General features: G+C 58.7%; 11 protein-coding genes. 4 read left to right on the forward strand and 7 right to left on the reverse strand.

All coding sequences use genetic code 11. From position 1 onward, the window contains the following. Window position 1: 1 nt before the first annotated feature. Window positions 2-718, forward strand: coding sequence for a hypothetical protein (locus HMPREF3135_RS10980; RefSeq protein ID WP_070439703.1), 717 nt, complete (start codon window positions 2-4; stop codon window positions 716-718). A gap of 42 nt (window positions 719-760) precedes the next feature. Here HMPREF3135_RS10980 and HMPREF3135_RS10985 read toward each other — a convergent pair whose 3' ends face one another. Then, window positions 761-1,675 (reverse strand): LysR family transcriptional regulator, encoded by a 915-nt coding sequence (locus HMPREF3135_RS10985; RefSeq protein WP_070439705.1) that lies wholly within the window; start codon window positions 1,673-1,675, stop codon window positions 761-763. Window positions 1,676-1,733: 58 nt separating this feature from the next. Between HMPREF3135_RS10985 and HMPREF3135_RS10990 the strand changes: the two genes are divergently transcribed. Continuing rightward, on the forward strand, window positions 1,734-2,633 hold the full coding sequence (locus tag HMPREF3135_RS10990) for an EamA family transporter (protein WP_070439707.1): 900 nt from the start codon (window positions 1,734-1,736) through the stop codon (window positions 2,631-2,633). After that, window positions 2,630-3,283, forward strand: coding sequence for an NAD(P)-dependent oxidoreductase (locus HMPREF3135_RS10995; RefSeq protein ID WP_070439709.1), 654 nt, complete (start codon window positions 2,630-2,632; stop codon window positions 3,281-3,283). Before HMPREF3135_RS10990 ends, HMPREF3135_RS10995 begins: the two co-directional genes overlap by 4 nt. Before the next feature lie 279 nt (window positions 3,284-3,562). On the opposite strand, the gene HMPREF3135_RS11000 is transcribed toward HMPREF3135_RS10995, so the two are convergent. After that, on the reverse strand, window positions 3,563-3,895 hold the full coding sequence (locus HMPREF3135_RS11000; protein WP_070439711.1) for a hypothetical protein: 333 nt from the start codon (window positions 3,893-3,895) through the stop codon (window positions 3,563-3,565). A 364-nt stretch (window positions 3,896-4,259) separates the two neighbouring features. Between HMPREF3135_RS11000 and HMPREF3135_RS11005 the strand changes: the two genes are divergently transcribed. Continuing rightward, entirely contained in the window at window positions 4,260-5,978 is a 1,719-nt protein-coding gene (locus HMPREF3135_RS11005; protein ID WP_070439713.1) for an AMP-binding protein, read from the forward strand. A 112-nt stretch (window positions 5,979-6,090) separates the two neighbouring features. On the opposite strand, the gene HMPREF3135_RS11010 is transcribed toward HMPREF3135_RS11005, so the two are convergent. The 5 genes from HMPREF3135_RS11010 to HMPREF3135_RS11030 form a co-directional block, all read right to left on the reverse strand. Further along, window positions 6,091-6,918 (reverse strand): hypothetical protein, encoded by an 828-nt coding sequence (locus HMPREF3135_RS11010; RefSeq protein WP_070439715.1) that lies wholly within the window; start codon window positions 6,916-6,918, stop codon window positions 6,091-6,093. Window positions 6,919-7,067: 149 nt separating this feature from the next. Continuing rightward, window positions 7,068-8,525: a purple acid phosphatase family protein gene (locus HMPREF3135_RS11015; RefSeq protein ID WP_070439717.1), complete on the reverse strand. Its 1,458-nt coding sequence runs from the start codon at window positions 8,523-8,525 to the stop codon at window positions 7,068-7,070. Between the two features lie 219 nt (window positions 8,526-8,744). Further along, window positions 8,745-9,956: an acyl-CoA dehydrogenase family protein gene (locus HMPREF3135_RS11020; RefSeq protein WP_016421475.1), complete on the reverse strand. Its 1,212-nt coding sequence runs from the start codon at window positions 9,954-9,956 to the stop codon at window positions 8,745-8,747. A gap of 42 nt (window positions 9,957-9,998) precedes the next feature. After that, window positions 9,999-11,405 (reverse strand): acyl-CoA dehydrogenase family protein, encoded by a 1,407-nt coding sequence (locus HMPREF3135_RS11025; protein WP_048731769.1) that lies wholly within the window; start codon window positions 11,403-11,405, stop codon window positions 9,999-10,001. Window positions 11,406-11,527: 122 nt separating this feature from the next. Continuing rightward, window positions 11,528-12,415: a metallophosphoesterase family protein gene (locus tag HMPREF3135_RS11030; RefSeq protein WP_246818348.1), complete on the reverse strand. Its 888-nt coding sequence runs from the start codon at window positions 12,413-12,415 to the stop codon at window positions 11,528-11,530. Window positions 12,416-12,498: the final 83 nt, after the last annotated feature.

Below are 12,498 nucleotides of genomic sequence, written 5' to 3' on the forward strand. Positions count from 1 at the left end.
AATGAGCACATATGAACCCATCGATCCATGGAACAACGACCAGTCAACCTCCGCGGTGGACTCGTCTAGCAAAACTTCTGATACCAAGCCGAGAAAGAATAGAACGCTGACATTGCCACTCGTTGTCGGCGCAGTCGGAGTGATTGTTGCCGGCGCGGCAGGTTTTGCCATGGGTGGCAAGAATGCTGAGTCCGAGCTCGCAAGCGCGAATGAAGAGATTTACTCATTACAACAACAGCTAGAAGAGCAGGAAAGCGAGCTGCAAGCACAGATTGATGAGCTGAAGAGTAAGAACTCGGAAACTCATCGCGAGAGTCTCGAGTCCAACCAAGCTGCCGCAGCCGCTTATAACTACAAAAAGGCGCTTGACTGGCTTAACGTCTGCGACGCACGCGACTATATGCCTGCAGAAACAGGGGCTGGACAGTATAACTGGGGCTCCCTAGGCATCGGATGCTCGTACGAATTCGAAGATCCCGACGGAATGATTGTCATCCTAGTTAGCGGAGAAAACAGCGACGCCGAGACAGGAGAATTAACCAACGGCGATATTGACGGCTACTTAAAATCAATCATCCATGCTGATTTTCTTAGGCTCAATGTATGGGTCTCTGACTCTGGGCCATGGGCCGACGCAGAGGAAAAGGCCACAGATATTGCCGAAAAGGTAAGCAATGCCGCTGAGCTCAACAAGAAACAGGACACTGCAGAGCAATAGCTAGTTGTACTGACCGGAGACGTTGATCGACGCGATCTGGCATCAGTCGACCATGTGCAGGGCGATTGATTCCTTGACCTGTTCGATGAACGCTCGAGCGGCGGGGCTCGGATTGAAAGATCCCCACGCGATGTACTCGGTCCGGCAAGGGCCATCGACCACGGGAATGGCTCGCAGCGCTGGGTTGGCTGGCACACAGTCGACGGGCAGCAGGCAGACGCCCAACCCGCGTTCGACGAGGGCGAGCATGAGCTCGGTCGACATCGCCTCGAAGCCCACGCGGCGTTGAAGGCCTGCGGCAGCGAATGCCCGATCGCCTTGGAGCCTGCCCGGTGACCCGGCCGGGAAGTCAACGAACGTCTCGTCGGCCAGGTCGGCCAGGGCTAAGGTGCCCCTGTGTGCTAGCCGATGCTGTGACGCCATGACAGCGACGAGACGCCCTCGGGCGATCTCGTGCGCGGTGAGTCCGGACGCTGGGGTGACGTCGGCGTCCACGCCGAGGAATGCTACGTCGAGTCTCCCGCTGCTGAGATCGCGCATGAACTCATTGCTTCCCCCGCCCCGCACGGTGAGATCCACGTGGGGATGGCTGGCGTGGAAGGCTGCGACGATGTCGGGCACGCTGACGGCTGTGACCGTCGGGATCACACCTACCGACAAGCTTCCGCGGACCTGGCCCACGGCCTCGGCGGCGACCGCCACGGCGCGGTCAGCGGCTGCGAGGCTGATCCGTGCTTCCGTGAGGAAGGCTTCGCCGGCGGGGGTCAGCTCGACCCGGCGGGATGAGCGCACGAACAGTGCCGTGCCGAGTTCCTTTTCGAGGGCCTTGATCTGGTGGCTCAGGGCTGACTGCACGACGAAGCAGCGTTCTGCTGCTCGCGTGAAGTTGCGTTTCTCGGCGATCGCCACGACGTACCTGAGCTGTTGGAGTTCCACCCAATCATGATAGCAGCTCATTGTTTGGGTGAGAACAATGTGTTGGACTCACTACTGGTGAGCGACTGATGCTGGATGCATGAACACTTCTTCTCATGGGCGCCGCGGTTCGTTGCTGTGGACCTGTTTGACGGCGCTGGCCCCCGCTACGTGGGGGACGACATACATCGTGACCACACACCTCCTCCCAGCCGGGCATCCATTGTTTGCTGCGTTCATGAGGACGCTGCCGGCAGGGATCATCGCCTTGTGCCTGTCGAGGCAGCTGCCGCGCGGTTCGTGGAGGTGGAAGAGCTTCGTGTTGGGCGGTCTGAACATGGCCGCGTTCTTCCCCCTGCTGTTCTTGTCGGCGCAGCGTCTTCCGGGCGGGGTAGCGGCCACGCTGAATGCGGTACAGCCCATCATCGTTGCCCTGCTGGCCGTGGCTGTCCTCCACGAGCAACTCTCCGGATGGCGTCTGGGATGGGGTGTCGTGGGTGTCGTGGGCGTGGCCCTCGTGGTTCTCGGTCCAAGCGCTGCCCTGAACCCGGTGGGCGTGGTTGAAGGACTCGGCGGCGCAGTGGCCATGGCCACCGGCGTGGTCCTCACCAAGAAGTGGAAGCTCCCGGAAGGTGTCTCGCCCGTCGCACTGGCCGGTTGGCAGCTGACGTCCGCCGGCCTGCTGCTGGCGATTCCGGCGCTGCTGGTGGAGGGACCACCGCCGGTAATTCCTGTCCATGGCTGGCTTGGGTACGCCTGGCTCGGCCTGGTCGGGGCGCTGGTCTCCTACAGCCTCTGGTTTACCGGCATCCGACGGCTTCCGGTCACGTCCACAGCCCTCCTGGGACTCCTCTCGCCGTTGGTCGCCGCCCTGCTCGGCGCCCTGATCGCGCATGAACACCTCGGAGCCGAGCAGTACCTCGGCTTCGCGATCGCCCTGGCTGCCATGGTCTGTGGCCAGCTCCCCGCCCCCACCAATTATCGAAAGGACAATTCATGAACATCACGATTCTCGGAGCCACCGGCATGGCCGGTACCGCGATCGCGCAGGAGGCCACACGCCGCGGCCACCACGTCACTTCCGTATCGCGTAACCCACCGGAGACCAACGACCCGCATACTACCGTCGCTCGTCTCGATCTGACAGATCTCGAGGCACCCCTGCAGCCCGTCCTGAACGACTCAGACGCCGTCGTGCTCGCCGTGCGCATGGCCCCCGGCGATGAGAGCAGTGTGGCTCCGCTGACCAGCCATGTCCTCGACCACGCCGCTGTCGCGGGGGTTCGGGTTCTGGTCGTAGGAGGAGCAGCGCCCTTACGCTCACCTCACGATCGGGAGTTGCGCGTCCTGGACGACCCCACCTTCGTGCCGCCCCAGTGGCGTGACGTCGCATCGGCCAGCCTCGACCAGTTCAACGCATGTACAGAACATCCGAACCAGAACTGGACCTACCTGAGTCCGTCGGCAGTCTTCGAGCCCGGACAGGGAACCGGCGCTTATCGCCGAGGCGGTGACACGCTTCTGATCAACCACGACGGTACGTCGCGGATCACCCCTGCGGACCTGGCCCTGGCCGTACTCGATGAGCTGGAACAGCCCAGCACCCAACGTCACTTCACCGCCATCGAGCAAGCAAAGGGTCTGTCCTAAAGTTAGCGGTTCACAGAGGAATCCTCGCTAACAACCGTGAGGGGGTCGAGTTATCGGCCCCCTCCGTCTATTCCAAGGGGACGCTCTTGCTCCACGCCTACGCAGCACTGGCCTCACACGGCTTGCGGGAACCAGCCGCCCTTCTCACGATTGACCAACGTCTCCGGTCAGTACAGCTAGTGGCCCCTGATAAAGAACCCCAGCTCACCGATGAGCTGGGGTTCAGGCTTTGAGAAGACCGCTAGCAATTCACGCACTCAACAGTGCGAATAAGGACACCTAGTTGTTCACACGGTTATCGTCGTCGTGATCGCCATCCAAATCGCCGTCATCGTCATCACCATCGCCGCGATCATCGTCGTCCATGTCATCGTCACGATTATCGTCGTCACGATCGTCTTCCATGTCATCGACGTCATCAGAGTCGTCGCGATCATCGTCCTGCTTCTCAGTCGAAGTCACCGTAGTGGTCTGGACAGGAGCCGGATCGACGTCATCGCTATCGCCACATGCTGCAAGACCGAAAGCAGCGCCGGTTGCGACTGCCCCAGCTACTACCACTCGAGCTGACAAAATCCCCAGGGACACTCGAGCCTTGAGAGCGGAATCCATAGATTCTCCTAAGTCATATCGACTAACTTTGCCCTCCACAACGGAGACGTGGGCGTAGTTGGATTGGAACATGTTTGAAGGAATTTTTCTAGAAAAACAACTTCAATACAGGGCCTTCTATCTAACAGACGCCACCTTTGGAAAAGAGAGCATCTGCACGTTTGACCATTTTCACTGGTCACAATACAGGTCTTCACAAATATTCGTTTCTCATAAAAAAATTTTGCAAAAACCTACACAAGAGTGACCTAGGACACTTATTCTTACTGTAAAAGAAACTAAATCGGCGGTCCTACCGATGCGGTTTCGCCTGATTAGGCCTCTCCGAAGACCACAGGACATGAACCACGGAAGATGAGTGACTATGACATCTGACCCACAGACCTCGATCCTCAATAAGGTGCGCAAAGCTTCGCGAGCTACCTCGGACCTCGTCCTCGGACTCGCACCGGTGACGCAGGCTGGTGTCCTCGGCTCGATGGGACCCGGCGCGGCTGGTAAAGCATTAAATTCCATCTACCGCTGGGACTTCCTGCCAGCTGGTCTCCTCGGCATTGCAGCCGGCCGCGATCCGCACCACACCGCAATTATTGATGACGGCGGCTCGCTGACCTACGAGGAACTGCACGAGCGCTCCACTGCCCTGGCGCGAGCACTCCGCCACGGCGATATTCAGCAGCGCGACCGCATCGGTGTGTTGGCTCGCAATCACCGCGGTTTCATTATGGCTCTGTGCGCCCACGGTCGCCTCGGCACCGACCTGGTACTGCTCAACACCGGTGCCTCTGCCGAGCAGACTCTGGCCGTGATTCGTGAGCAGAAGATTGACTTCCTGTTCATTGATGAGGAATTCACTCACATGCTGCCGGAGGACTTCGATGAATGCCCGGTCGCCGTGTCGTGGTTTGAAAACTACGGTGACACCTCCTGCGTTCGCGAAGGCTGGACCTCCATGCAGGAGATGCTGAAGACGGCACCGCCGGCAAAGTGGCCGACCGCCGAGCTGCCAAGCCGCCCGCGCCGTGGCCGCGTTATTATTCTGACTTCCGGAACCACCGGCACTCCAAAGGGCGCCAAGCGTCCGGAGCCGCGCAGCTGGATGCCGGCATCTTCCATCATGAGCCGCATTCCGCTGCGTCAGCGTCGCCCGGCTTACCTTGCGGCTCCGCTGTTCCACACTTGGGGCTTCGCAACTGCACAGCTGTGCATCGCACTGCGTTCCACCATGATTATGCGCCGCAAGTTCGATCCAGCCGACAGCCTCCGCATTATCGAACAGCACTCTCCGCACACCATCTTCCTGGTGCCGACCATGCTGCAGCGCATGATTGAGATTCTCCCCGACAACTATGACATCGGTGCGACATCACTGAAGGTCATCGCATCCTGCGGTTCGGCCATTCCGGAGGGAATTGTCACCAAGACCCTCGAGCGCTTCGGACCGGTTCTCTACAACCAGTACGGCTCCACCGAGGTCAGCTGGGCAACCATTGCTACCCCGGATGAGCTCAAGGCAAATCCGACCACGGCAGGTCGCGCACCGCTGGGCACTCGTGTCCAGATTCTCGACGAAGACGGCAACCGCGTTGCTGACGGCGAGACCGGTCGAATCTTCGTGGGCAACAACATGTTGTACGAGGGCTACACCCGCCCCGGCGCGGACAAGCAGGTCATTGACGGCATGGTCTGTACCGGTGACCTGGGTCGAATGGAAAATGGCCTGCTCTACATCTCCGGTCGCGAGGACGACATGATTGTCTCCGGTGGCGAGAACGTCTTCCCACGTCAGACCGAAGATGCGCTCAGCCAGCTCGAAGGCATCCGCGAGTGCGCAGTCGCAGGTGTTCCGGATGAGCGCTTCGGCCAGGCCCTGGTTGCCTGGGTTGTCCGCGACGACTCCCCTGAGGGTCGCGCCCTGACCAATGAGCAGATTCGCACATATGTCAAGCAGCACCTCAGCCGATTCGCCGTTCCGCGCGAGACCGTGTTCCTCGATGAACTGCCACGCAACGCAGTCGGCAAGGTGGTTCCTCGCCACCTGCCGAAGCCGTGGGAGAACGCCGCCGAGGAGAAGGCGGCTTAGGGCGCAGGGACCGTCGTAAAGCGAACGGCAGACACGAAAAGGACGCGGTAAAAACTTCCATTGTGGAAGTTACCGCGTCCTTTTTGCGTGTCCTAGGAAGAACTAGAGCTGATTAGCCGGCGTTCAAAACACCGTAGTCCGTGACGGGCTCACGGAAAATCTCTTCGCCGTCCTGGGTCACGGTTACCGCATTCGGAGTGACGGTATACGTGTAGCCACCATTTTTCGCGACAGCACGGTTCCCGGAGAAACTATCTACTGTGTACGCATCCGGGGTATCCGAAATCTCACCGAAGTCACCAATGTAATGGCGCTGCTGGCGGTTATTGGAATTCTCACAAATCACGGCCTTACCCGAAGAAGTCTCCGCCAACACACGCGCGTAATACCCACCCGAGCAGCGGGCGGTACTGCCAACCCAACCTTTGGCATCGATATCATCGCGATTCATACCGAACGCGCGAAGACCAAAATTTCCCCGCTGCGTAGTGGTAGGAGCGCTGCTCTCCGGCTGCTTCGTCGTTTCCGGCTCGACGGTCTGGGTATAGGTTTCCGTGTACGTCTCCACCGGCGCCGGGGACGCAGTGCTTGACGACGAGTCCCCTGCCGCAACCGTATCGGGAGACTGCGGGGAATGATCGGAGGAATTATTCAGGTAGTACGCGCCACCGATACCGGCGACCGCTGCAAGTGCGACACCGACGATGCCCAAAACCACGTACAGACCGTTGTTGCTCTTCTGCTCAGGTACCGGAGCCTGCTGATAAGCCGGATATTGCTGGGGTGAACCTCCCTGGTTCGGCCCCTGCGACTGGTACTGGTACTGAGGCTGGTACTGGCCTTGAGCCCCACCCTGCGGCTGCTCCCAGGCAGATGTTGCATAACCGTCCTGCTCCCAATCCTGCGGGGAGGACGAACGCGGGTTGTACTGGTCGGTCATCGCTAAATTCCTTATTACTTCAGAGCCACACTTGTACTCGGCCAATAACGTGGCGGCTTGCGACTTCGCCCACAGCGGAACTTGCCACTACGTATTTTCCATTAACACTATGCGTTGCCCAGCGTACCCTGCTAGAAGCTAGCACTAGCTCAGAGCGGCACTTTGTTCTTGAAGAAATTGACGTAGTTCCGATCGGAGATCTTTCCCAGCATAAACTCTGGCTCCAACCCGAACATCGACCAACGAGTCTTCGTTGACCAGGCCAGCGACTGCGGTGTTGTGGTGCGGTGGTAGCTGATCTGGTAACCGTCAGTGTGCACTCGAATCTGCGAGTATCCACCCGGATAGCCAAGTGCAGCACCCCGCTCACAGAAGTCCGTATCCCCATAGTCAGCGATACCACGACGGCTGCGGTGCGTATGACCAGCGAACACACCTTTGGCACCCGGCGTGGCAGCCAGGATCTCCTGGAAAATCTTGGCCTGCTGAGCCTCGACCATGAATGCCTCACCACCGAAATGCGAACGCACCGCATCCTGAGTAAACGGGTGGTGCGCAAACAAAATTGTCGGACGCTCTGGCTCCTCTGCTAGTTCAGCACGCAATGCACGCATCTGGCGCTCATTAATACGCCCACCTGCATAACCAAACTCGGCGGTATCAACACCGATGAGGCGCACTTCGCCGACGCGAGTCGACCAGTGCTGCTGCGTCGGCACAAGACGCTGGCTGAAGTAATCCGGAACAGCGGTCTTGCCCTTGCGGATTCCGCGTCCCCGGAAACCATTGATATTGGGTAGCCCGGGCGGGTGCACATCATGATTACCACGGGTGACAAACCAGTTTTTCCCAAACTCACCGAAAGTATCCAAAACCCTGATGAGCTCGTCATACTCCTCAGGACGGTTGCTATCCGTGCAATCGCCATTGACGACGAGAGTGTCTAACCCGGCAGCCTTTACCGTGTCCACCAGACCCTGCAACTGCATAGAGGCGAAAGGCTGCTCTCCCGGATCGGAGGAAAGACCGAGGTTGCCAATGCGAATGCCGTCATGATTGGGCTTACCAATGTGTGTGTCATTCGTCAGCGCGAACGTCGCCAAATGTGCACCCGCCAACGCTGGCAGAGTACTTACGACGCCTGTCTTCTCCGGCGCCGTCTTGCTCATGGTGATATTCAGCGACGGGACCGCGCGGCAGTTGTGGGACCAGCACTCAAAGCGGTATTCCCGTCCCGGCTCCAGCCCATCAATGACCACATGGTGGTAGCCCGACTCTGAGTACCCCTCGTGCACGAGCTCTAGCTGCGTTGAATCCGCTGGAGCAAGCAGCACCCGCTCATCCGAAGGAACGGTCGGCTTAATAAAGCCATACGCTGTCTGCACTCCCGGAGCATATGTTGCCCATGTAAATGCCACTGACGTATCTGTAACAGTAATGACCTCCAAGTCGCTAGCCAGTACCTGCCATGACTTGGAATCCGACTGGGTAAGCCCCAGCCCCGACGTGACGTACTCCAGGCCGTACGCTCCCGAGGTTTTCGCGACGGCCATTGAACTTGCAGCAAGAGTTGCAACAGAGAGGTAGGCCCGGCGGGAAATGCTCATGGCCAATAAGCCTAGAACCTAAAGATGAAAAATAGATGAACTCTTCCTCTAATCTCGGAAAAATAGGAGCACAACAACAAAAGACACACGACTAAAACAGCGCAAAATAAAACACCGCCCTACCAGGTCATGGAAGGACGGTGTTTTAAGAAATGTGGCTTGAGCATCTAAGTGAACTTTTACCGGCTCACCAGTATGTAGATTGCTCTGAAGCTGTAATTACTTCAGTTCCTTGGAGGACAGCCCCAGGGTGCGGCGAGCAACAACTAGCTGCTGAATCTGCTGGGTGCCTTCGAAGATATCCAGGATCTTGACGTCGCGGGACCACTTCTCCAGCAGGTTACGCTCGGAGTAACCGAAGGTTCCTGCCAGCTGAACGGCACGCAAGCAAATCTCAGTGCCTGCGCGGCCGGCCTTGGCCTTACACTCAGAAGCCTCCAGGGTGTTCGGCTGCTTGTTGTCAGCCATCCACGCAGCGCGCAGAGCCAGGAGGTACGCAGCCTCCCAATCGGACTCCAGCTTCAGGTACTCAGCTGCAGCAGCGCTCTGGGTGTGTGCCGGTGCATCGTAGTCAATCTCGATGCCGGCCTCTTCCAGAATGCGACGCAGCTCTTCCAGCGAAGCACGGGAGACACCGATGGCCATACCGGCAACCAGCGGACGAGTGTTGTCGAAGGTCGCCATTGCGCCGGCGAAGGACTTCTTAACATCAATGTCCGGGGAACCCAGCAGATTCTCCTTCGGGACGCGGACGTTGTCCAGGCGGAGCACTGCAGTATCCGAGGAACGAATACCCAGCTTCTCTTCCAGGCGCTCCACGGTGAAGCCCGGGGTGCCCTTCTTCACCAGGAAGGACTTGATGGCAGCGCGGCCCTTGGACTTGTCCAGGGTCGCCCACACAACGACGGAATCGGAACGCTCACCAGCAGTAACGAAGATCTTCTCACCGTTGATGACGTACTCGTCACCATCGAGCTTGGCAGTGGTGGAAACAGCGGAGGAGTCAGAACCGAAGGACGGCTCGGTAATTGCCATGGAAGCCCAGGTCTTACCGAAAGCCTCCAGCTGCTCATCAGTAGCAACAGCTGCGATAGCTGCGTTACCCAGACCCTGGTACGGCAGGGACAGGGTCAGACCCACGTCACCCCAGCAGGTCTCAATAACGTTGAGCAGCGAAGCCATGTTGCCACCGTTCTTTACACCGGTGCGCTTCGGCTTCTTATCGTCGCCACGTCCACCAGAAGCACCGGAGAAGCCACGGCCACCATCTGCCATGCCGTCCATCATGGAGGCAAGGGTGTCGAGTTCCTTCGGGTACTCGTGCTCAGCGAGATCGTACTTACGGGAAATCGGTCGGAAGATCTCAGCGGCGGCCTGATGCGACTGGGACGCGCCCGCCTTGAGGAACTTCGGCAGTTCGAGGTTAATCATTTTCTTTCCTCTTAATTCTTTTCGGCTGAAGTATCTAGCGGTTTACAGAACGACGATGCCTTCGGCGACACCAATTGCGCGGAGGTCACGGTACCAACGCTCAACCGGGTGCTCCTTGGTGAAGCCGTGTCCGCCGAGCAGCTGCACACCGTCGGAACCAATCTTCATACCCTTTTCAGTGGCGAAGGTCTTAGCCAGAGCTGCCTCGCGAGCGAAGCCGCGACCCTGGTCAGCGCGGGAAGCACCGCGGAGGGTGATCATGCGGAGACCATCGAGCTCAATCTTGATGTCGGCGACCATGAAGGCCACTGCCTGGCGGTGGGAAATCGGCTCGCCGAATGCCTGACGCTCGTTGACGTAAGGAATGACGTAGTCGAGAACTGCCTGAGAAGTACCCATTGCAAGAGCTGCCCAGCCGAGGCGGGAACGACGCAGAATGTCGAGGTATGCCTCTTCACGATCTGCAGCCGAGGTGCTAGCGCCGCCGAGAATGTTCTCAGCCGGAACCTTGACATCCTTCAGGATGACACGGCCCATTGCGGCACCGCGCAGACCCATGGACGGGTCAGCCTCAACGTGGAGGCCCTCAGTGTCGGACTCAACGATAACCAGAGCCGGCTTACCCTCGAGCTCAACACCGATGATGAACAGCTCAGCTGCGCCGGCGTTCGGAACGAAGGACTTCACACCGTTGAGGACCAGCGAATCGCCCTCGCGCTTCGCGGTGGTTTCAGGCTTGCGCGCGTCGAAAAGCGGGCGCGGCTCTGCGAGAACAACAGCGGCAGCCGGGACGTTCTCGCCAGCGAATGCCGGCAGGTAGGTCTTCTGCTGCGAGTCAGAGCCGTGAGCGGTCAGGGTGGCAGCGACACCGGCCGGAGCCAGCACAGCCAGAGCCAGACCCATGTCTCCGTAGGACAGAGCCTCTGCGACCAGCGCGTTGGTGGTGACGTCCTCACCTGTAGCGATGCCTTCGAAAGCCTCCGGGACGTTGATCATGGTGACGCCCAGCTCAGAAGCCTCAGAGACGAGGTTCTCCGGCGGAGTTGCCTCGTGGTCGGACTTGTAAGCAGCCTCGCGTAGACGAGACTCAGCGAACTCCTTCACCGTCTCGACGATCATCTGCTGATCCTCGGTCGGGGTGAGGTCGAAGAGCTTCTTTGCCTTCTCCTCGGCTGCGGCCTCCTGTGCAGCCTGGGCTTCCTCAGCCGGACGCTCCGGCTTACCGGAACCGGAAATCTTCTTAAACTGACGATTCGCGGCACCAAGGGTCTTGAAACCGGACTTGGTGGACTGGTACACCACGCGGTCGATTTTTGGCTGAAGGTCGTACTTCTGGGCGAAGTCCGAACCAGTAATCGACGTGATGAACCGCATTGCCGCTCCGATAGCGTCGCGACCAGGGTTATTGCGGCCGACAGTCGAATCTTCGCGGTTCTTCTTCTCGCTCATGTGATCATGGCCTTTCGAGTCAGAACTATTACTGGCATAACAATAAATGAATCACGTGACCGTTGTCACAGGAATTGAAAAAACATTGCCAAGTAACAGAAAACTTTCAGGTTTCTAACTTGTCAGGCGATAACGCGGTTAACAACGTAGTTGCGATCAGAGAGCTCACCAAGCAGCGCCTCAGGCTCGAAGCCGTACATCGCCCAACGGGCACGCGCAGTCCATGCAAGCGCATCTTCGCTGCTCAAACGATGGAAATTAACCTGGTAACCACCGGAGTAGACATGCAGCAGTGTGTAGCCACCGGGGTATGCCTTGCACGCGCCGGTCTCCAAATAATCAACGCCGGCACCAAAATCACCGCGAGTACGCTTTGCACGGTGGGTGTGACCTGCTCCCGCGAAGAATACACCCGGAGCGTCGTTAAGCAGCTGCTGCAAACGTCGTGCATCAGCGCTATTGAGAATGAATATGGGGCCGGCAGCATTTGTCCAGCCAGCCTCGGAAGTAATTGGGTGATGAGCCAGCACAACCGTCGGCTTGTTGGGGTCGCGCTGTAGTTCTTGCTCTAGTGCATCGAACTGTCCCGGGCTAATTTCGCCGCCGGACTCAACCAACTTCGATGAATCCAGACCGATGACGCGGACCGGCCCCTGCTGAGTGACCCACAGTTCCTGTCGCGGACGCCCCAGTAGGACTCCGAAGGGATCGCGATGATCTTCGGTGCCCTCCAAAACCGGAAATTCGTCGTAGCCAGCAGACGAATCGGCATCCGGCTTATGCGGACGATCATGATTGCCGCGGGTGACAAACCACTGCCGCTCCGGAGCACCAAAAGTATTCATAATCTCGGCAAATCGACGTACCTCCGCCGGACGTGCTTCCGACGTGGCATCACCGTTGACGAAAACCTTTTCAATACCCATCCCCCGAAGCTCAGCGAGGGCAGCCGTCAACATGACCTCGGGGTACGGTGCGGCACCGGCTTCAGGGAAAATAGGTGCAGGCAAATTGCCGACAACAATACCGTGCCCGTTTTCGCCAATATGCGCGTCATTAAGGATGGTAGGGTCAGGCGGTCATTGCATCATGG

It is taken from the genome of Corynebacterium sp. HMSC14H10 (genome assembly GCF_001807105.1).
Lineage (GTDB): Bacteria > Actinomycetota > Actinomycetes > Mycobacteriales > Mycobacteriaceae > Corynebacterium > Corynebacterium jeikeium_D.